The sequence below is a fragment of the Alkalicoccus chagannorensis DSM 18086 genome (genome assembly GCF_000429725.1).
Lineage (GTDB): Bacteria > Bacillota > Bacilli > Bacillales > Salisediminibacteriaceae > Alkalicoccus > Alkalicoccus chagannorensis.
Genome location: NZ_AUCK01000001.1, coordinates 105,590 through 124,389, shown reverse-complemented (window position 1 = coordinate 124,389; position 18,800 = coordinate 105,590). Strand labels below are relative to the sequence as shown.

Below are 18,800 nucleotides of genomic sequence, written 5' to 3'. Positions count from 1 at the left end.
TAAAAACAGCAAAATTACTGGTGGAATTTCACAAGCAGCTCCACTTCACCAGCACCGATCCCGAGCTCTTTAGCAATCTGCTGTTCATTTTTCCCCTCTGCATGCAGCTGAAGCACCTTCGACTGTGTGCTCATTTCGGCCGTTTCTGCTTCCGGTTCCGCCGGCTCGGGCGGCGTGTAGACAGCAGGTGCCGCCGGCTGTTTCGGAGGAGCGTACGTCTGTGCAGCTCCATTCAAAATGTGCAGATCCTTCTCCACTGCATGAAGCGGTGGATAATAAGGAACGTTCGATTCCTGCGGAGCAGATGAGACCGTCTGTTCTTTTCTGATTTCTGCTTTTTCAGCCTGAAACCGGCGCAGCAGTTTCTCGTTGTTCTCTTTCATTTCAGCGGTATAGGAGATCATCATGTCTTCGATTTCACGCATCTGCTGTTCATAATGACCGGGCTGATGGGTTTCCTGGCGTTTATACAAAACAATGAATGCGAGGAACGTGAGAATATGAAGAAAGAGACTGATCAGCAGTAGGTAAATCATGATTATCCTTCCTTTTCTCCGGGAGGTTGCTTGCATGGCGATTATAACACGGCTACAGCTGGGAGAAGGAAATTTCTCCATTTTCAATAAAGAATTTCACCCGCTCCGTCTGCATCGTTACTTTTCTGCGGTACTTGCCGAAGTGGATATCGGTGTTCGGAAAACACGTTTTATGTATGGTAACGAACTTCTCGTCAAAGTTCTGCTTCACCTCGGTGATCTTCTCCAGATGCTCAGCAGCCTTTTGACGCATCAGCTCCACTTCCTTCAGCGACGTCTCCACTTTATCCAAAGACTGCTGCTCTTTTTCTGACAGTGGTTTCACCTGACGCTTTTTCTCCAGTGCCTGCTTTAGTACAAGCAGCTTCTTTTCTGTATCACCGGATTCTTCCATCTGTGATTCATATGCTTTTTCTGCTTCCTTTGTCTGTCGGCTGACACCAACATAAAGCGATGTCGGCGAATGCATTTTGTTCCCGACTTCCTGCACTGTTATGCCCATTCCGCCGGACACATGCCCTCCGACAATGCTTCGGCACTCCACCATCCCGCTGCAGCTGACCTGGCTGTGCAGTATCGTTTTTTCCACATGTACACTGCCGCCGACCGTTACAACCGCCTGGTTTAAAAAGCCGGCATGAAGATCGCCCTGTGCCGTCACAGAGCCCTGTCCCTGTGCGACAATGCCCTGCCGTATGTATATAGATCCTTCGGCTTCCAGGAACGCTCCTTCGACGGTGCCTTCCACACGGATATCCCCTCGTGTTTTTACCTTGAATCCTTCTGGAACCATTCCTCTGATGACAACGTTTCCATTAAATTCGATATTCCCCGTCTTTAAGTCCAGATCTCCCTGTACTTCAAACACGTTGTAGACGTGAACCGTCTTTGCATCCTGCGAGACCTGCCCCGGTTTATCCGCCTTGATGGCCATCCCGCTCTCGTCGAGCACCGTATTTTTGCCGGGACGGAGCGTCAGGTCTTTTCCATCCTTTGGTTCAATGGTGCTTCCATCCACTCGGATTCCCGGTTTCCCTGCTTCAGCTGGTATTTTCCGTCCAACGATGTCCCCCGGTTCAACGGTAGGGATGCGTATCACTTCCCGCAGATCAATCGTGTCATTCTGTTCCTTTCGGCCTTCCACAGGCGCACTTTCCTGCAGAATCGTCCAGAGCTCGGCATCTTTGCCCTTTTCGGCAGGCGTACCTTCCGCAGCGGTGATCGGCTCGGATAAATCCTGTGCTGCTGCCTGTTCCAGTGCCTCTGTCCGGATGCCTTCTGTCACACCGCAGGAGGATAAAAAGGCTCTCAGCTCCTCTACTTGCGGTCGCTGATCGTCATCCACTTTTGCCAGCTGCCTCAATTCAGCTGCAAGCCGGTCCTCTCGTATGTGAACATCATAATAGTCATGCAGATCCATCACAGCGGCCCCCTAGTCTTGTGCATCAGCATAAAAATGTTTTAATTTATAGATACATTTCGAGTGAATCTGGGATATACGGGAAGTAGACAGGCCCATTATTTCTCCGATTTCGGTGAGCGTCATTTCTTCCTGATAAAACAAAGCGATCACGAGCTGTTCTTTTTCGTTCAGCTGCTTGATTCTCTCAGCCAGCTCCTGCCGGGAAGCTTCGAAGAGAAGGGAATCCTCCGGCGCTGCCGATTTCTGGTCGGCAATCACCGAAGCATACGTTTCTTCTCCGTCTTCACTGCCGGTTGATTCATCGATCGAGAGAAGGTGGGAAAAGAAGGAGTCATTCATCGTCTGCAGCACATCGCTCGTCTTCAGCCCGGTTTCTTCCGCGACCTCTTCAGGCGACGCGTTTCTTCCAAGCCGCTGTTCCAGTTTTTCGACCGCCTGATCCACCTTTTTCGCCCGGTCACGGACGGAGCGCGGCAGCCAGTCTTCCTGGCGCAGACCGTCCATGATAGCTCCACGTATCCGGAAGGACGCGTACGTATCAAATTTCAAATCCCGGCTGGAATCAAATTTTTCCAGAGCATCGTAGAGGCCGATCATCCCGTGGCTGCGGAGGTCATCTGCCCGAATGCTTTTCGGAAGATGGATTTTGATCCGCTGCACATGATAATCCACCAACGGCATATAGGCTTCCAGTATCCGGTCTGCGGCATCTGTACTCTGGTTATCCAGCCAGCTGTTCCAGTACTTTTTCAGTTCTGCCCCGCCGTAATGCATGATCAGTTTCCTCCCTGCTCTTCAATAAAGTCGTCGACGGGGGTGCTGGATTGTTCCAGCGCACCTTCTTCGTCCGTCTCCGATTCCTGCCGCCGGTCCGCTGCAGGCGAATCGGCCTCCCCGCTTCTGCGGGCATCGTAGGTGATCAGCTGAATCAGCAAATAAAACAGTGCCCCCGCACCGATTCCCCCCGCCAGCCCGATACCTGCACGCACAGCAGAGACTTCCGGGCTGTTGACGAAAATGGAACTGAGAAAAACGAGCACGGCTCCGGCTGCGCCGGCGGAGAGAATAATGCGTAAAAAGAGTGTCATACCTGCACCACACCTTTATTGACGGTTCTGATCTCGAGAACGGACGTGGACGGATCAAATTCAATCGTCCGGCCGCTGCTTCCGCCTGTATCTTCAAACACGATTTCTATACGGTGCTGCCGGAGCAGCTGCCGGACAGCATCGGCGTTTCGAGGTCCGATCCGCATCGATTCACTGCTGGATGAAAATTGGAACATCTGAGCTCCGCCGGCCATTTTTGCTTTCAGACTGTAGAGCGGAGACCCTTTCTTTTTCATGCAGCTGATCATATCCTCGACAGCGGTATCCGCATACTTGGAACGGTTGAAACTACGGTCTTTTGCCATGGCGGAGTCCGGCAGCATGATGTGAGCCATCACTGCTGTCTTTTTCAGAGCATCATAAATAATAATACCGACACAGGAGCCGAGCCCCGATGTTCTCAATGTACTAGGAGGGACTGCACACTGTAAATCGGCCATTCCTACCTTTATGATATTATTCATCCAGAGAAACTCCTAAACTTTGAAAAATTTTGTCCAGCGACTCAGGATCAGGAAGCAGAAAAAAATACCCGTGAACCGAAGCGGCAGTTCCACCCGATTCTTCAATTTTCGTGTTGATGACAATAGCATAATCACCGTACTGGGAAGATTCGATCAAGCCGGAGGAAAGCAGGGCCATCGTCATGTCACAGGCAGCAGCAGGCGGGCTCGGCTGCAGATCCAGCCGCGTGAAATCCGCGAGACTTGAAAGATACGACCCGGCCAGAATATTCCCTACTTCATTGAAAGCCGATGCGCCCATCGGATCCATCGGTTCGACAGTCAGGTCAACGGATCTGCCGATCATGCTTCCAGCGAGTTCATTCGCTTCTTCCGCTGGAATCATAAAGAACATATTGCCGGGTGCTTCCCCTTCGATTCGAAGCAGCACCGCAGCAGACAGTGTTTCCTCTCCGCCGGCGGTATCGGCAATCTGCTCAAACGGGACGAGCTCCACGGAGGGTACATGCATGTGTATCGTCTTCTGGAGCAGGGTGGACAGAGCCGTTGCAGCATGGGCGGCACCGATATTTCCGATCTCTTTCAGCACATCCATATGCATGTCATTCAGACGGCTGAATTGATTCATCATACCTGCTTCTCCATGTGCTGGACTTCCTCAATCTCTTTCGGATTCAACACCTTTTCCAGATTTAAGAGGATCAGGAGCCGTTTATCCAGCTTAGCCACCCCTCTGATGTAATCAGCCTCCACCCCGCCGACCACTTCCGGCGGCGGTTCGATTGAATTTCCGGGAATATCAATGACGTCGTTGGCGGCGTCGACGATCAGACCAACATCCATGTGTCCGACGCTGACGATGATCACTCGCGTGGTTTCTGTATGATCCGCTTTATCGATCGAAAATCGTTGTCGCAGATCAATGATTGGGGTGACTACCCCGCGGAGGTTAATCACACCTTCTACAAATACCGGGGTCGATGGCACTCTAGTAATATGCTGCACCCGTTCGATGGAACGTACCTGCTCCACCTCCACCCCGTATTCTTCATCCTTCAGCTGGAACACAATTACTTTTTTATCTTCATTGGGATTCTCACTCATCACTGGACCTCCTTATAGTTGACGCACACCGGGTGCAGCAAAAACGCAGTTATTTGATCAGCGCATTGCAGTCAATAATCAGTGCTACCTGACCGTTTCCGAGAATGGTTGCCCCGGAAACTGCAAACACCTGCTGCAGGTAGTCTCCGAGCGATTTCAATACGATCTCCTGCTGTCCGATGAAGGAGTTGACGACCAGGGCAGCCATCTTTTCTCCTTTTCTGACGATCACAATGGAATAGTATTCATCTTCTTCTTTCACACGCGGAACATCGAAAAAGTCGGTCATATCAATGAGAGGTACCACGCTGCCCCGGAAATCAATTACCTTTTGATTATGAGCTGCCATAATATCTTCTTTTTTGATAATCGCCGTTTCGATGATAGAAGAAAGCGGCACCGCATAAATTTCTTCCTGGACTTCCACAAGCATCACGGAAATGATCGAGAGTGTGAGCGGCAGTTGAATCGAAAAGCGGGTGCCCTGGCCCGGCGTGGAATCCACGGCGGCATTTCCGCCAAGTGATTCTATTTTGTTTTTCACGACGTCCAGTCCGACTCCGCGGCCGGAGATATCCGAGATTTCATCTGCGGTACTCAGTCCGCTCGAGAAAAGAAGTTCATATACCTGCTTGTCTGTAAGCGAGGCCCCGTTTTCTTCCGTTACGACGCCGCTGGAGATTGCCTTTTTTAATACTTTGTCCCGATTGATGCCGGCACCGTCGTCCGAGACTTCAATAAAGACATGATTACCGCTGTGATAGGCGCGCAGGGTGATGTTTCCTTTCTCTTCTTTGCCAGCCGCACGTCTTTCCTCAGGCATCTCTAATCCATGGTCAATGGAATTTCGTAACAGGTGCACCAGCGGGTCCCCGATTTCATCGATCACCGTCCGGTCCAGTTCTGTTTCCGCTCCAATGATGTCGAGATTCACTTTTTTATTCAGTTCTTTTGCGAGCCCGCGTACCATCCGCGGGAAGCGGTTGAATACCTGCTCTACCGGCACCATTCTCATGTTGAGGATAATGCTCTGCAGATCGCCGGAAATGCGTGACATATGTTCCACCGTTTCAGTCAGTTCGCTGTTTTCCATCTCTTTTGAGATCTGCTCCAGGCGGCCGCGGTCGATAACGAGCTCTTCAAAAAGATTCATCAGGCTGTCCAGCCGGTCGATGTTCACCCGGATCGTTTTGCTTGCCGGCGCCGTCTTTTCTTCTTTCTGTTCGGGCAGTTTCTCAGCTGCCGCTGGGCTGTCTGGAACAGGCGGAGCTGATGTTTCTTCAGGCATCGCGCTGTTCCGCTCTTCCTTTTCTGGGATCTCCGTTCCGCTGTCTGCCGGCTCAGGCCTTTGGGAAGAGACTGCCTCCATCGCTTCGACTTCTACTGCGTGTACTTCCGAGACTTTGTTTACTTTCCCTTCGATGTCCTCGGCACTCTCTTTCGTAATGAGGATCACCTGAAAGTCGAGTTCAAAGTTCTCATCCTCCAGTTCTTCCACCGAAGGTTCTGCTTTGATGACTTCTCCCAGCTGCTCAAAAACTTCAAAAACCATGTACACTCTTGCTGCTTTTAAAATGACATCTTTGGAAAGTTCGACGCGCACTGCAAAAGCCCGGAAGCCCTGCTCTGAAGACTGGCGGAGAACCGTCAGCTCGAAGTCATCGAGCTCCATGGCGGAGCCGGCATCAGAGGAACGGGCTTCGTGCGGTTTCTCAGCCTGAGCCGCTGGCTGCTCTCCCTTTTCGATTGCTTCCAGCCGCGCGACAATTTCCTGAACGTCCCGCTTTCCCTCTCCACCGGAGGCGATATCTGTCACCATCGCTTCCAGGTCGTCTACAGACTGAAAAACGACATCCATCAAATCGGAACCGGCCGTGATGCGATCATTTCGTATCCCGTCCAGCACATTTTCCATCTGGTGTGTCAGACTTGCCAGGTCATCAAACCCCATCGTAGCGGCCATTCCTTTCAACGTGTGGGCGGATCGGAATATTTCATCGACAATTATCGTATCTGATGGATCATTTTCGAGTTTCAGCAGGTTGTCGTTCACGGCCTGCAGATGTTCTGTACTTTCGTCTATAAACATTTCTAAGTACTGATTACCTTCCAACACAACTCGCCTCCTGAATCAGCAGTAATCCAGCAGTACCCGGGCCAGGTCCTCCAGATCAGCGCGGCTGTCTGCCAGGCCTGTCTGCCAGGCTGCTTTCGGCATGCCATACACTACTGATGTTTTTTCCGTCTCTGTAATTACAATTGTATTCCCTTGATGTTTCAGCGTTTTAATGCCCTCTGTACCATCACTGCCCATGCCCGTCATCACCATCGCAATCACACGCTTACATCCTTGCTCTGCCAGGCTGTTGAACATCACGTCTACGGAAGGACGATGTCCTCGCACAGGCGGATCCTCTGTCAGACGGAGTGCTGCGGACGTCCCTGTCTTTCGGACGGTGAGATGACGGCCTCCGGGGGCGATATACGCGGTGCCCGCCCGTGCAATTTCCCCGTCTTCGGCCTCTTTCACATGGATCGCAGAAAGCTGATCGAGTCTTTCACTCAATGACTTTGTAAATCCTTTCGGCATGTGCTGGACGATTAGTATAGGATAAGGGAATGATGAAGGCAGTTTTGTCAGCAGCTTCTGAAGGGCTTTAGGTCCACCTGTCGAGGTCCCTACAGCTACTATCGTACCAGTTTGTGATTCTTTTGTCTCCCTGCTGAGCGGAAGTTTTTCTTCCTTTTTGCCAATGGAAGGGGTCATTTTTACGACCGGTATTGCAGCGGCTTCATGTACCAGGGCCAGCAGCTGTTTTTCGACCTTGTTAATATCAAGTGAAATCGAACCGGATGGTTTGGAGATGAAATCAAACGCTCCGTACTCCATAGCCTTAATAGCGGCTTCAGCACCTTGTTTTGTCACACTCGAAAGCATGATGACTTTGGATGGATGGTGCTCCATGATGAGCCGCAGCGCTTCCAGGCCGGACATGACCGGCATTTCAACATCCATCGTGATGACATCAGGCTTGTGTATTTCTGCTTTCTTTACTGCCTCAGCTCCGTTGCGGGCCTGGTCGACGACGTCAACAGCATCGTCGGACCGAAGCATTTCTGTGACCATTTTTCGCATAAAAGCAGAATCATCGACGACGAGAACGCTGATAGTGTCTCTCATGAGCGGGCCCCCCGCAGGAATCCTTTCAATCTGCGGACAAACGAGGGGAACGACCGTGTTTGATCAGCTTCTCCGCCCGTCATTGAACGAATACACTCCCGGAGTGCTTCCGCCGGAGGTGAATGTGGCGCATAGAGTACAAACGGTGTCTGCGCGCGGACCGCCTTCCAGACGGCATCGTCATTTGGAATAGATCCGTAGTAGTACAGTTCCTGATGCAGGAATTTTTTCGTTACCTGCTGCAGGTTGTCGAAGGTCCGGTACCCTTCTTTTTGATTATTCGTTCTGTTAACGATGACGGAAACCGGCAGATCGGCTTCCTTCACGGTCAGAAATTTGATCATAGCGTAGGCATCGGTAATGGATGTCGGCTCCGGTGTTGTTACGAGCAGCACTTCCTGGGCGGAAAGCAGAAAATGAAAACTATCCTGCGTGACACCAGCTCCCATGTCTAAAAATACGAAATCGAATGCGCCCTGGAGCGAAGCGATCTGATCGACGAAATAATTCGCTTTGTTCTCATCCATTTCAAATAGCTCATTCAGCCCCCGGCCTCCGGCAATATAGGAAATGCCTGCAGGACCTTCTTCCATGATCGACCAGATGGACAGCTGATGCTGCAGCATATCTACAATCGATTGATCAGCCGATTCCCCAAGCAGGATATCTATATTCGCCATCCCAATATCCAGATCGATGATCAGCACTTTACTGCCGTTCTGCTGCAGTTCGCAGGCTGCACTAATCGTGACATTCGATTTACCGACCCCGCCCTTGCCGCTCACGACAGAAATTACTTTCGTGTTCCGCTGCATGCTGGAGCGGTTCAGCAGTTTACTGCGGAGCGCTTCTGCCTGGTCACTCATGTCCATGCCTCCTTCTGCAGGAGAGCACGGATCATCGTTTCCCTGTCACCTGGACGGATATCATCCGGGACATTCTGCCCCGTTGTGTAGTAGCTGACAGGAATACCGTGGTCCAGCACCGCATTCAACGCTCCCCCCGCACTGTTCGTTTCATCCAGTTTGGTGAAAATCAAACGGTCGATGCGGATCAGTTCGAACTGGCTGATAATATGCTTCATGTCTTTATACTTCGAAGTAGCAGCAAGGACGAGATGATTTTCCATTTCCTGGTCAAAATCAATTAATTCCCGAAGCTGGTTGATATAAAGCGGATTGCGGAAGTTGCGTCCTGCAGAATCGATAAGAATTAAATCACAGTGATTCAACCGTTGTTTCGCTTCTTGAAAATCTTCCATGGAGTAGGCAACTTCAAGAGGAATCTGCAGAATGTCCGCATACGTTTTCAATTGTTCAATCGCAGCGATCCGGAACGTGTCGGTAGAGATGAAGCCGACGCTTTTCCCTTCTTTCACGGAAGCCTGGGCAGCGATTTTTGCCAGTGTAGTCGTTTTCCCTACACCTGTCGGCCCGAAGACATTTAAATACTTTCTTCCGGCGGGACCATTCGCTTCCGGCAGCCGCGAACGGATTTCTTCTTCGAGCCACTGCTGCAGCTCGGTGTCCGTGGCCTGCTCCTCCTGCTGATACCATCGGCGGAGCAGGCTGTTCATGAGCTGCAGCCGGATGTGCGGCGCAGTATCTTCTTCCTGCAGCATGCTGTTCAGGCTTTCCAGCTGTTCCGGAAAGGGAGCCGCTGCCGCTGTCTGGATCTCTGTCTGCGGCTGCCGGTCCGCAATCATTTTTTTCAGTTCAGCAATTTCCTTTTTCCACGCGTCCGATTCGGAAGCAGGCTGACGGGTCCTTGCAGCAGGTTTCGGCGCGGAGGCCGGCTGATCTGCGGCAGGGTCGACAGCGGCAATGACCTCGATATTTTTCTTCGTGAACATACCGAGAAAGCCTCCGCTTTCCACTTTTTTAGAATTAAGAATGACCGCATCGCTGCCAAGTTCACCACGGACTTTGACCATCGCTTCGTTCATGTCTTTACCAGTATATTTTTTTACTTTCATCCAATATTCACCACCCCAACACTCTGAACTTCTACCGTCGGCTCAAGCTCATTATAGGAAATAACCGGAACCTGCGGCATGTACCGTTCAATCAAATGACGGATGTACATCCGGACAGATGGAGAGCAGAGCAGCATCGGCATGTGACCTGCCTCCTGCATCCGTTCCACTTCTGCATGTACCGCCTCGACTATCTGCTGGGCGGTATCCGGATTAATGTTGAGAAATGGCCCGTGTTCCGTCTGCTGTACTGCATCAGAAACCGCCTTTTCGACCCCTCCGCTCACCGTGACGACATAGAGAGCGGACCCGTCGCCTGCGTACTGATCCGTAATTTGGCGGGAAAGCGCCTGGCGGACGTACTCCGTCAGCAGGTCGGTGTCTTTCGTCATCTGACTGTAGTCAGCTAAAGCTTCAAAAACGACAGGCAGATTGCGGATCGACACCTTTTCCTGCAGCAGTTTACTCAGCACTTTCTGAATATCACCTGTCTGGAGAGGACTCGGCGTCACATCTTCCACAAGCGTCGGGTGCGATTCCGAAATATGGTCGATCAGCTGTTTCGTTTCCTGACGTCCCAGGAGCTCGTGGGCATGGCGTTTGACGATCTCTGTCAGGTGGGTCGATACGACGGAGGGCGGATCGACGACCGTATACCCGGACAGCTCTGCCTGCTCTTTCATATCTTCTGCAATCCATTGTGCCGGCAGTCCAAAAGCAGGCTCAACCGTTTCGATACCGGTAATGTTCTCATCTTCCACTCCTGGACTCATCGCCATGTAGTGGTCCAGCAGCAGTTCTCCTCTGGCTACTTCGCTTCCTTTAATTTTGATCGAATACTCATTCGGCTGCAGCTGAATGTTGTCGCGGATACGAATGACAGGGACGATCATGCCCATTTCCAGAGCAAGCTGCCGTCGAATCATTACGACTCGGTCGAGAAGATCGCCTCCCTGATTGGCATCTGCCAGCGGGATTAAGCCATACCCGAACTCGAATTCGATCGGATCCACCTGCAGCAGATTGACTACGCTCTCCGGCGATTTCATGTCTTCGCCGCTCTCCTCTTCCTTCTTATCCTCCCTGGATTCCTGTACGTCCCACTGTTCTTCCCGCTGCTGGGCTCTGGACAAATAAAACCCGCCCGCTCCGAGAGCAGCTGCAACGGTTGTTGTTACGACAGGGTCAATCGGCGTGAAGAAGCCGAGAAGGGCAATGGTACCTCCAGCTACATACAGCATGTTCGGGTAGGCGAAGAGCTGCTCGGTAACATCATGTCCGAGGTTTCCTTCCGAAGCAGCCCTTGTTACGACAATCCCGGTGGCCGTCGCTATCAGCAGAGCAGGAATCTGACTGACAAGACCGTCCCCGACTGTCAGCAGCGTATATTTTTCCGCAGCCTCATTCAGCGGCAGCCCTTCCTGAAGCATACCGATGACGAGACCGAAGATGATATTAATAATGACAATGACAATCCCGGCGATTGCATCCCCCTTCACAAATTTACTCGCCCCGTCCATCGACCCGTAAAAGTCTGCTTCGCGTTCGATTTTCTCGCGGCGGTCCTTTGCTTCCTGGTCCGAGATCATGCCTGCATTCAAATCAGCATCGATACTCATCTGCTTACCGGGCATGGCATCCAGGGTGAAACGTGCACCTACTTCCGATACACGCTCGGCCCCTTTTGTGATCACGATAAACTGAATCACGACGAGGATGACGAAGACAACAAAACCAACCAGCGCGTTGCCTCCGACCACAAACTGGCCGAACGTCTCAATGACATTACCGGCATCGCCGTGGTTTCCGAGAATCGCTCTCGTTGTCGAGACGTTCAGGCCGAGCCTGAATAACGTAACGAGCAGAAGCAGCGTAGGAAAAATGGAAAACTGGAGCGGCTCCTGTGTATTCATCGAGACGAGAATAATAAGCAGCGCTGCGGAGATGTTTACAATTATTAGAAAATCAATGACAGCAGTAGGCAGCGGGATGATCAACATGACGACAATCATGATGACAGCCAGCAGGATGCTGAAGTCTTTCAGAGGCATATAAACTGCTCCTTCTCATACTGAAGTTCATCTTCCGGTGCAGAAGGCTGCTCAGCTGCAGGCGGCAGCCTTCCATGCCGGAAGTTAAATCTTTTTCTGCATGCGGTAGACGTAGGCGAGGACTTCCGCCACCCCTTTGAATAAATCTTCAGGCACTTGGTCTCCGATATCTGCCTGGGCATACAACGCCCGGGCGAGAGGGCGGTTCTCGACGGTCATCACGCTGTTATGTTTCGCGGAATTTTTGATTTTCAAGGCAATGTAATCCACGCCTTTCGCCGTGATGACCGGAGCATCCATCTTGTTATCATCGTATTTCAGCGCGATGGCATAATGAGTCGGATTCGTAATCACCACATCTGCTTTCGGTACTTCCTGCATCATTCTGCTCATCGCCATCTGCCGCTGCTTCTCTTTGATCTTGGATTTGATCAGCGGATCTCCTTCGGCTTTTTTATGTTCGTCTTTTAGATCCTGTTTCGACATCTTGATATTCTTTTCGAAATCGTATTTCTGATACAAGTAGTCAAGAATCGCCAGAAAGATCAGAAGAAAACCGACGGCAAGTCCCATAATCACGATGAGATCTCCAATGAGCACGGCTCCCTCACCGACGCTGTAAAGACCGAGCCGCAGCAGATCATCGATGAAGAACCACAGCACAGCGCCTGTCACCAGACCAACGAGAGAAATTTTCCCCATGGATTTTAGGAATTCCACCAGCGCTCTGACGGAAAAGATACGCTTAAAGCCTTTTATCGGATTGATTTTCTCCAGCTTCGGCTTGACTGCTTCCGGAGCGAAGAGGACGCCTACTTGAAGCATGTTGCTCGCAATACCTGCAAGCGCTGCGGCTGCCATCACTGGGGAAACAGCCACAGCCGCCTGAAACAGGTAGGTCACCAGCAGATGCTGGACGCTTTCTGTCGTCAATTCCGTCATTAAATAATCAGTGAAAGTGAATTCAGCGATCGTAAACAGCTGTTCAACGATGAAGCGGCCCGCCAGCCAGAACAAAAGAAAGACAAACATCAGAATGAAGGCGGTGTTGACGTCGGTGCTTTTCGCAACCTGCCCTTTATTCCTTGAATCTTTCCGCTTTTTCGGCGTCGCTTTTTCCGTTTTTTCCTGCGCAAAGAATTGAATATCCAGCTGCAGATACATTACACGTCCACTCCTCCGTAAAGCTGCATCAGCGTCCGCATCATTTCAATCGTGACTTCCGTCAAGTGTTCGACCAGGATGAAAAACGGAGCCATGGTCAGCATCATCATGATCAGACCGAGGAAAATTTTCAGCGGAAGGCCCACCACAAACACGTTCACCTGCGGGACGGTTCTAGCAATCATTCCGAGTGCCACATCCACTAAAAAAATCGAGCCGACGACCGGCATCGCCATCTGAAAAGCGATGATAAACATCGTATTGACTGCGGTAATGAAATGTTCTACCACGCTCTCATCACCGAACGGCAGGTACAGCTGCTCCATCGGAACGTACTGGTAGCTGAAAAAAGCGCCGTCGATCATGAGGTGATGCGCATCAATGGCAAGGATAAGCAGGAGAGAAAAAGTATAAAGGTAACTCCCGAGCAGTGGACTCTGTGTGCCTGTCTGCGGATCCATGACGTTGGCAATCAAAAATCCGAGTTTTAAATCCATCACACCGCCGGCAACCTGGATCGCAAAGAGCATCACAGCAGCGGTGAGACCTATCGTAAGGCCTGTCAGTGCTTCCTTTAGAATGAGCAGGAAATATTCATAGTTGATGCTGAGCGCAGGCCAGTCATCCGTGAAAAAGATAATCCAGCTCATAAAAACAGCGATACCGATTTTAACCTGACCGGGGATGGTCTGGTAGTTGAAAAAGGGGAGTGTCAGCATAAAGGCGGACATGCGCACAAGAATTAAAAGAAAAGCAGGGAACCACTCTAAAAATTCCATGTCATCTACCCGATAAAATGGTGGAGGTTACTATAGATCGACTCTGCAAATGTTAGCAGCTGCGTCAGCATCCACGGTCCGAAGATAATCAGACCGATCAGCACTCCTGCGATTTTTGGAATAAATGCGAGCGTCTGCTCCTGAATCTGTGTTGTTGCCTGAAAGATGCTGACACTCAATCCGATGACAAGCGCTGCGATCAGCAGCGGACCTGCAATCATCAGTGTCACAAAAACACCCTGCTCCGCCCAGCGGAGAACCATATCCTGTGTCATGCTGCCACTCCCCTTAGAAGCTGAATAATAACGATCTTACGACGAGATGCCAACCATCCACCATCACAAACAGCAGAACTTTAAACGGCAGGGAAATCATGACCGGTGGAAGCATCATCATCCCCATCGACATCAGCACGCTGGCAATCACCATATCAATAACGAGAAAAGGAACAAAAATCATAAAGCCAATCTGAAAGGCTGTCTTCAGCTCACTGATTGCAAAAGCCGGGACGAGTGCCGTCAACGGAACGTCATCGAGCGATTCTGGACGTTCTTCGCCTGCATAACCCATGAAAAGGGCCAGATCATTCTCTCTCGTGTGCTCCGCCATGAATTCTTTCATGGGATCTGCGGCTGCCTCAAACGCTTCTTCCTGGCTCATATCTCCATCAAACAGCGGCTGGAGCGCTTCCTCATTGACCTCCGCGAAGACCGGAGCCATGATGAAAAACGTCATGAAGAGCGCGAGGCCGATCAGGACCTGGTTCGGCGGCATTTGCTGCGTCGCCAGACCGGAACGCACAAACCCGAGTACGATGATAATTCTCGTAAAACACGTCATCAGGATAAGAATACCCGGGGCAAGCGACAGAACCGTCATGACGAGCAGCAGTTGTATCGTCGAACTCAGATTTTCGCCGTCGTCGCTGAATATATCGAGTGCTGGTATTTCCAGAAATGCCGGCATCATCGGCGGTCACCTTCCAATTCAGAGTGAAGCTTTTCCTGAGAATGCTTCACGCCGTCCATTTCCTGTGACAACACATCGCCGAAACGGCTGTTGTATGGATTGTCTTTCTGTTTTTTTCTGCTGAGCAGCTGCTGAATGACTTCCTTTGTCTTTGTCATGTCAGGACCGCTCTCTTCCTGTCGGATCATCTGTTCTATCTCTTCAGGATCCTCGATTTCTTTCAGTAGGGAGACGGTCTCCCCAACACCGAGAACGAGAAGCCGGTCTCCGACTCTCACCATTTGAACAGAACGGTTCTGGGCGATGCCTACGCCACCAACCGACTGCAGCGTCCGATGGCTGGAAAAACTGCGGGCCCGTTTGTTGACCACTTTCAGCACCGCATAGATCAGAAATAGAACAACAGCGAGTCCGAGAATCAGCTGCCCTGTCATCCAGAACAGATTCTGCCCGCCACCTACAGGCATTTCTGCCTCCCTGTCCTCTTCCCTGTCCTCGTCTGTCCTCGTCTCTGTATCGTCTGCATCCTCATCTGATTCAAGATTGTCAAAACCGTCTGTCACACTGCGGCCCGGGTCTCCGAAATTATCATCCTGCGCTGCTGCTGCTGTTGTCCCCATAAGGAAAACCAGGAGCAGCGTGATCAGCATTCTCACGCTGAATCCACCTCCTGCATACTTACCCTAACGTCTTGTCGATTGCTTCCATTACACGGTCTGCCTGAAATGGTTTGACGATGAAATCTTTCGCTCCAGCCTGAATGGCATCGATCACCATGGCCTGCTGGCCCATAGCTGAACACATAATCACATTTGCGGAAGGATCGTGTTTCTTGATTTCTTTCAAAGCCGTAATGCCGTCCATCTCCGGCATAGTAATGTCCATCGTCACCAGATCGGGCGAATGTTCTTTGTACTGTGTGACTGCCTCTGCTCCATCTGCGGCTTCTCCGACGACCCGGAAATCGTTCTTTTCCAAAATATCTTTGATCATCATCCGCATAAACGCGGCATCGTCGACAATTAATACTGATTTAGCCATGCTGGTTCCTCCATCCTGCTTATCTCAAATTTTTCAGTCGTTCTTCTCTGCTGACGATATCCGTGACGCGCACCCCGAAGTTCTCATCGATCACCACTACTTCCCCTTTTGCGACAAGCTGTTGATTGACGAGAACATCGACAGGTTCACCGGCGAGTTTATCCAGCTCAATCACAGACCCTTTTGTAAACTCCAGTATTTCTTTAATCGAACGCTTTGTGCGTCCAAGCTCGACTGTTACCTCCAGCGGAATTTCCATCAGCATATTCAAGTTTCTTGCTTCCTGTTCATTCAGCTGTGGAGCATCAAAGCTGGAAAACGCCGCCGGCTGTACGTTCACATCCTGGCCGTGTCTTCCGCCTCCCATGTGCTGCGGCCCCGCTGGCGCGGCCGGCGGTGCTTCCGTTGGCTGCTGGCTCTCCGTTGACTCGGCTCTCTGCTCCTGAACCGGCTCCTGTCGTTCCGGCTGGGAAGGTGCTTCCGCAGGGGCTTCTTTTTGCTCCGGAGCGGGGCTGCTGTCGGTCGGGTTCATCAATTTATCCACCATGCTTTTAGCAAAATCAACGGTGAGCATCTGCATGATTTTGGAGTCAATCAAGTCCCCGATTTTCAGATCAAAAGAAATCTGCACGAGTACTTCACTTCCAGGAATCTCGACGCCCTCCGGATCTTCCTTTAAATCCATCATTTCAATCTGCGGAGGCGTGATGTCGACTTTTTCATTAAAAATAGTCGACATGGAGGTCGAGGCCGATCCCATCATCTGGTTCATTGCTTCCTGCACGGCGCTTAGCTCCATCTCCCCCAGATCTTCGTTGGCATTGGTTCCGTCGCCGCCCATCATGAGGTCTGCTATAATCGCTGCATCACTCGTCTTGATCACGAGCAGATTGACGCCTTCAAAGCCGGCGGTGTATTCCACAGACACCGCAACGTGAGGTTTCGGAAACGCCTGATCGAGCAGGTTTTTTTTCACTACCTCAACTTCCGGAGTGGTGATATCCACCTTCTGATTCAGCAGCGTAGAGAGTGCTGTTGCCGAACTGCCGAACGAGATATTGCCGATTTCGCCCAACGCGTCTTCCTCGATCGACGTTAAGTAATCTTCCTGATTGATTCCTTCTTCTCCATCGGAAGGATCGACGCTCTGATCATCATCGTCATCATTGTCCATCCCGGCGAGCAGTTCATTAATTTCATCCTGGGAAAGCATATCATCGTTCATCATCGTACTCTTCCTCCTCTTCCACAAAGTCCGTTACCTGCACCGCGATCCGGTCCTTCATTCTGCCAGGCTGCACTTTGTATTTCGGTTCTGCGTCCACCAGCGCGGTCAGTGGTTCGTCGATCGACTGATTCAGCTCAATCGTGTCACCCTTGGTCATAAACATCAGTTCTTCCACCGTAATAGCAGATCTGCCGAGTTCCACTGAAAGCGGCACTTCAGCACGCTTCACATGACGTTCCAGCACCCCGTACTCAAGTGAATCCCGCTGCGTCTGTTTCTCCTGCATCCATAAATGCACCGACAGTTTCGGCAGCACTGGTTCGATCACGACATGCGGAAGGCAGATGTTAATCATGCCGGAGGAATCGCCGATGGTTGTCGAAAAAGAAATGACAACCACCGTCTCGTTCGGCGATACGAGCTGCAGAAACTGCGGATTCACTTCAATGTCCTCCATTAAGGGGTCCATTTCCTCTACGGAGAGCCACGCTTCCCGGAACACTTCCAGGACACGCTGGAACATCTGCTGCATGATCTTCACTTCAATCTCCGTCAGGTTTTCCACTTTGCTGTACGGCTCTCCTTTACCACCGAGCATCCGGTCGAGCATCGAATACGCGATGTTCGGGTTGAACTCCATGACGAGCCGTCCTGGCAGGGGAGAAGGTTCAAATACATTGAGCACGGTCATCTTCGGGACCGAGCGTATAAACTCTTCATACGGGAGCTGATCGACAGAAGCTACCTGTATCGATACGTATGTACGTAGCTGGGCGGACAGCTGTGTTGTTAAAAGTCTGGCGAAATTTTCATGAATGCGGGTAATAGACCGGATCTGGTCTTTCGAAAAACGGAGCGCCCGTTTAAAGTCATACGCCTTGACCTTCTTCTCTGTCTCTTCGTTCTTTAAATCATCCGCATCCACTTCGCCTGTGGAGAGAGATGATAAAAGCGCGTCAATTTCACTTTGGGAGAGAACGTCTGCCACTGCAGCTCACCTCACTTTCATTTCCATCATGCTGTTACTGGACTACTTTTTCTCTCATGTAAACCTGCGAAACAGAACCTTCCTGCATCAGGTTGTTCAGCTCGCTGCCGATACTGTTCTCCAGCGTCTGAATCCCTTCAGATCCTTGAAAATCATTCACGCTCATGTCTGCAAGCTGACGAATGATGATATTTTCCACTTGAAAATTTCGCTGCTCCAGTTCATCGGCCGCCTCTGTGCTGTCTGCTTCAATTACGAAAGAAGCGCGGATGACCTGATTAGAACGAAGGTTTGTCGTAATCTCTTCTGTTTCCACTGATCTTGCGATCACTTCTTCAATGGAGGGTTCTTCATTTTCACCTTCCGTCTGGAAGAACTGAGTGAACAATACAAACGTGAGCACACCGATCAGCGTCAGTGCAGCAAGAATAATCAGCATGATATTAACCAATCGATTCTGAAACATGGTTCAGTCCCTCCCTTCTTCTTTCGTAATAGAAGCAGCGGCCGATACCAGACCGATCGACTGATAAAAACCGGCGATTTTCGCTGCGAGCTCTTCTTCGGACTCTGTGACAACGATTTTCTTGCCATTGATCAACGTTATCGTCGTATCCGGAAACGACTGTATCTGTTCTATAAACAAGGCGTTGAGCGTAAATGACTGCTTATCTAATCTCGTTAATGAAATCATGATCCCCGTTCAATGACGGGCCCCCTCCTTTAATGCTGCATATGTAGGAGAACAGGCATCCGGGCCGGTTCAGCCGGCCCGGCTGTTCTCAAAA

22 protein-coding genes are annotated in these 18,800 nt (G+C 50.9%); all 22 read right to left on the bottom strand.

What is annotated here, in order from left to right:
• Positions 1-14 precede the first annotated feature (14 nt).
• The 22 genes from G477_RS0100665 to G477_RS0100560 all read right to left on the bottom strand — a co-directional run bounded on the left by G477_RS0100665 (position 15) and on the right by G477_RS0100560 (position 18,706).
• Positions 15-536 carry a DUF6115 domain-containing protein gene (locus G477_RS0100665; RefSeq protein WP_026696289.1) on the bottom strand — a complete coding sequence of 174 codons (522 nt, stop codon included), beginning with the start codon at positions 534-536 and terminating at the stop codon, positions 15-17.
• A 52-nt stretch (positions 537-588) separates the two neighbouring features.
• Complete coding sequence (locus tag G477_RS0100660; RefSeq protein WP_026696288.1) at positions 589-1,956, bottom strand: flagellar assembly protein A; 1,368 nt, start codon at positions 1,954-1,956, stop codon at positions 589-591.
• A gap of 12 nt (positions 1,957-1,968) precedes the next feature.
• Positions 1,969-2,733, bottom strand: coding sequence for a FliA/WhiG family RNA polymerase sigma factor (locus G477_RS0100655; RefSeq protein WP_026696287.1), 765 nt, complete (start codon positions 2,731-2,733; stop codon positions 1,969-1,971).
• 2 nt (positions 2,734-2,735) lie between these two features.
• On the bottom strand, positions 2,736-3,047 hold the full coding sequence (locus G477_RS0100650; protein WP_026696286.1) for a hypothetical protein: 312 nt from the start codon (positions 3,045-3,047) through the stop codon (positions 2,736-2,738).
• Positions 3,044-3,532 (bottom strand): chemotaxis protein CheD, encoded by a 489-nt coding sequence (locus G477_RS0100645; RefSeq protein ID WP_026696285.1) that lies wholly within the window; start codon positions 3,530-3,532, stop codon positions 3,044-3,046. The genes G477_RS0100650 and G477_RS0100645 overlap by 4 nt, the downstream gene beginning before the upstream one ends.
• Positions 3,525-4,160: a chemotaxis protein CheC gene (locus G477_RS0100640; protein WP_026696284.1), complete on the bottom strand. Its 636-nt coding sequence runs from the start codon at positions 4,158-4,160 to the stop codon at positions 3,525-3,527. The genes G477_RS0100645 and G477_RS0100640 overlap by 8 nt, the downstream gene beginning before the upstream one ends.
• Complete coding sequence (locus G477_RS0100635) at positions 4,160-4,636, bottom strand: chemotaxis protein CheW (RefSeq protein ID WP_026696283.1); 477 nt, start codon at positions 4,634-4,636, stop codon at positions 4,160-4,162. The genes G477_RS0100640 and G477_RS0100635 overlap by 1 nt, the downstream gene beginning before the upstream one ends.
• Positions 4,637-4,685: 49 nt before the next feature.
• Positions 4,686-6,749 carry a chemotaxis protein CheA gene (locus G477_RS0100630; protein WP_026696282.1) on the bottom strand — a complete coding sequence of 688 codons (2,064 nt, stop codon included), beginning with the start codon at positions 6,747-6,749 and terminating at the stop codon, positions 4,686-4,688.
• A gap of 18 nt (positions 6,750-6,767) precedes the next feature.
• A complete protein-coding gene (locus G477_RS0100625) occupies positions 6,768-7,817 on the bottom strand; it encodes a protein-glutamate methylesterase/protein-glutamine glutaminase (RefSeq protein ID WP_026696281.1) in 1,050 nt (349 codons plus the stop codon).
• Entirely contained in the window at positions 7,814-8,683 is an 870-nt protein-coding gene (locus G477_RS0100620) for a MinD/ParA family protein (RefSeq protein ID WP_026696280.1), read from the bottom strand. Before G477_RS0100620 ends, G477_RS0100625 begins: the two co-directional genes overlap by 4 nt.
• Positions 8,680-9,792 carry a flagellar biosynthesis GTPase FlhF gene (flhF, locus tag G477_RS0100615; RefSeq protein WP_026696279.1) on the bottom strand — a complete coding sequence of 371 codons (1,113 nt, stop codon included), beginning with the start codon at positions 9,790-9,792 and terminating at the stop codon, positions 8,680-8,682. Before flhF ends, G477_RS0100620 begins: the two co-directional genes overlap by 4 nt.
• Positions 9,789-11,843, bottom strand: a complete 2,055-nt coding sequence (gene flhA, locus G477_RS0100610; RefSeq protein WP_026696278.1) for a flagellar biosynthesis protein FlhA — start codon at positions 11,841-11,843, stop codon at positions 9,789-9,791. The genes flhF and flhA overlap by 4 nt, the downstream gene beginning before the upstream one ends.
• A gap of 84 nt (positions 11,844-11,927) precedes the next feature.
• Positions 11,928-13,007 (bottom strand): flagellar biosynthesis protein FlhB, encoded by a 1,080-nt coding sequence (gene flhB, locus G477_RS0100605; protein ID WP_026696277.1) that lies wholly within the window; start codon positions 13,005-13,007, stop codon positions 11,928-11,930.
• Entirely contained in the window at positions 13,007-13,786 is a 780-nt protein-coding gene (gene fliR / locus G477_RS0100600; protein WP_026696276.1) for a flagellar biosynthetic protein FliR, read from the bottom strand. The genes flhB and fliR overlap by 1 nt, the downstream gene beginning before the upstream one ends.
• 5 nt (positions 13,787-13,791) lie before the next feature.
• Positions 13,792-14,061 carry a flagellar biosynthesis protein FliQ gene (gene fliQ, locus G477_RS0100595; RefSeq protein ID WP_026696275.1) on the bottom strand — a complete coding sequence of 90 codons (270 nt, stop codon included), beginning with the start codon at positions 14,059-14,061 and terminating at the stop codon, positions 13,792-13,794.
• Positions 14,062-14,074: 13 nt separating this feature from the next.
• Entirely contained in the window at positions 14,075-14,752 is a 678-nt protein-coding gene (fliP, locus tag G477_RS0100590) for a flagellar type III secretion system pore protein FliP (RefSeq protein WP_245575351.1), read from the bottom strand.
• Positions 14,752-15,405: a flagellar biosynthetic protein FliO gene (locus G477_RS0100585; RefSeq protein ID WP_026696273.1), complete on the bottom strand. Its 654-nt coding sequence runs from the start codon at positions 15,403-15,405 to the stop codon at positions 14,752-14,754. The genes fliP and G477_RS0100585 overlap by 1 nt, the downstream gene beginning before the upstream one ends.
• Positions 15,406-15,433: 28 nt before the next feature.
• Positions 15,434-15,796 carry a response regulator gene (locus G477_RS0100580; protein WP_026696272.1) on the bottom strand — a complete coding sequence of 121 codons (363 nt, stop codon included), beginning with the start codon at positions 15,794-15,796 and terminating at the stop codon, positions 15,434-15,436.
• A gap of 19 nt (positions 15,797-15,815) precedes the next feature.
• Positions 15,816-17,024, bottom strand: a complete 1,209-nt coding sequence (gene fliY / locus G477_RS0100575; protein WP_026696271.1) for a flagellar motor switch phosphatase FliY — start codon at positions 17,022-17,024, stop codon at positions 15,816-15,818.
• Positions 17,011-18,012, bottom strand: coding sequence for a flagellar motor switch protein FliM (fliM, locus tag G477_RS0100570; RefSeq protein WP_026696270.1), 1,002 nt, complete (start codon positions 18,010-18,012; stop codon positions 17,011-17,013). Before fliM ends, fliY begins: the two co-directional genes overlap by 14 nt.
• A 34-nt stretch (positions 18,013-18,046) precedes the next feature.
• Positions 18,047-18,478, bottom strand: coding sequence for a flagellar basal body-associated protein FliL (fliL, locus tag G477_RS0100565; RefSeq protein WP_026696269.1), 432 nt, complete (start codon positions 18,476-18,478; stop codon positions 18,047-18,049).
• 3 nt (positions 18,479-18,481) lie between these two features.
• Positions 18,482-18,706 carry a flagellar FlbD family protein gene (locus G477_RS0100560; protein ID WP_026696268.1) on the bottom strand — a complete coding sequence of 75 codons (225 nt, stop codon included), beginning with the start codon at positions 18,704-18,706 and terminating at the stop codon, positions 18,482-18,484.
• Positions 18,707-18,800: the final 94 nt, after the last annotated feature.

Bases quoted from the DNA above. Each gene is read 5' to 3' on its own strand.
- G477_RS0100665 (WP_026696289.1), bottom strand. From the start codon at position 536: ATGATTTACCTACTGCTGATCAGTCTCTTTCTTCATATTCTCACGTTC.
- G477_RS0100660 (WP_026696288.1), bottom strand. From the start codon at position 1,956: ATGGATCTGCATGACTATTATGATGTTCACATACGAGAGGACCGGCTT.
- G477_RS0100655 (WP_026696287.1), bottom strand. From the start codon at position 2,733: ATGCATTACGGCGGGGCAGAACTGAAAAAGTACTGGAACAGCTGGCTG.
- G477_RS0100650 (WP_026696286.1), bottom strand. From the start codon at position 3,047: ATGACACTCTTTTTACGCATTATTCTCTCCGCCGGCGCAGCCGGAGCC.
- G477_RS0100645 (WP_026696285.1), bottom strand. From the start codon at position 3,532: ATGAATAATATCATAAAGGTAGGAATGGCCGATTTACAGTGTGCAGTC.
- G477_RS0100640 (WP_026696284.1), bottom strand. From the start codon at position 4,160: ATGAATCAATTCAGCCGTCTGAATGACATGCATATGGATGTGCTGAAA.
- G477_RS0100635 (WP_026696283.1), bottom strand. From the start codon at position 4,636: ATGAGTGAGAATCCCAATGAAGATAAAAAAGTAATTGTGTTCCAGCTG.
- G477_RS0100625 (WP_026696281.1), bottom strand. From the start codon at position 7,817: ATGAGAGACACTATCAGCGTTCTCGTCGTCGATGATTCTGCTTTTATG.
- G477_RS0100620 (WP_026696280.1), bottom strand. From the start codon at position 8,683: ATGAGTGACCAGGCAGAAGCGCTCCGCAGTAAACTGCTGAACCGCTCC.
- flhF (WP_026696279.1), bottom strand. From the start codon at position 9,792: ATGAAAGTAAAAAAATATACTGGTAAAGACATGAACGAAGCGATGGTC.
- flhA (WP_026696278.1), bottom strand. From the start codon at position 11,843: ATGCCTCTGAAAGACTTCAGCATCCTGCTGGCTGTCATCATGATTGTC.
- flhB (WP_026696277.1), bottom strand. From the start codon at position 13,007: ATGTATCTGCAGCTGGATATTCAATTCTTTGCGCAGGAAAAAACGGAA.
- fliR (WP_026696276.1), bottom strand. From the start codon at position 13,786: ATGGAATTTTTAGAGTGGTTCCCTGCTTTTCTTTTAATTCTTGTGCGC.
- fliQ (WP_026696275.1), bottom strand. From the start codon at position 14,061: ATGACACAGGATATGGTTCTCCGCTGGGCGGAGCAGGGTGTTTTTGTG.
- fliP (WP_245575351.1), bottom strand. From the start codon at position 14,752: ATGCCGGCATTTCTGGAAATACCAGCACTCGATATATTCAGCGACGAC.
- G477_RS0100585 (WP_026696273.1), bottom strand. From the start codon at position 15,405: ATGCTGATCACGCTGCTCCTGGTTTTCCTTATGGGGACAACAGCAGCA.
- G477_RS0100580 (WP_026696272.1), bottom strand. From the start codon at position 15,796: ATGGCTAAATCAGTATTAATTGTCGACGATGCCGCGTTTATGCGGATG.
- fliY (WP_026696271.1), bottom strand. From the start codon at position 17,024: ATGATGAACGATGATATGCTTTCCCAGGATGAAATTAATGAACTGCTC.
- fliL (WP_026696269.1), bottom strand. From the start codon at position 18,478: ATGTTTCAGAATCGATTGGTTAATATCATGCTGATTATTCTTGCTGCA.
- G477_RS0100560 (WP_026696268.1), bottom strand. From the start codon at position 18,706: ATGATTTCATTAACGAGATTAGATAAGCAGTCATTTACGCTCAACGCC.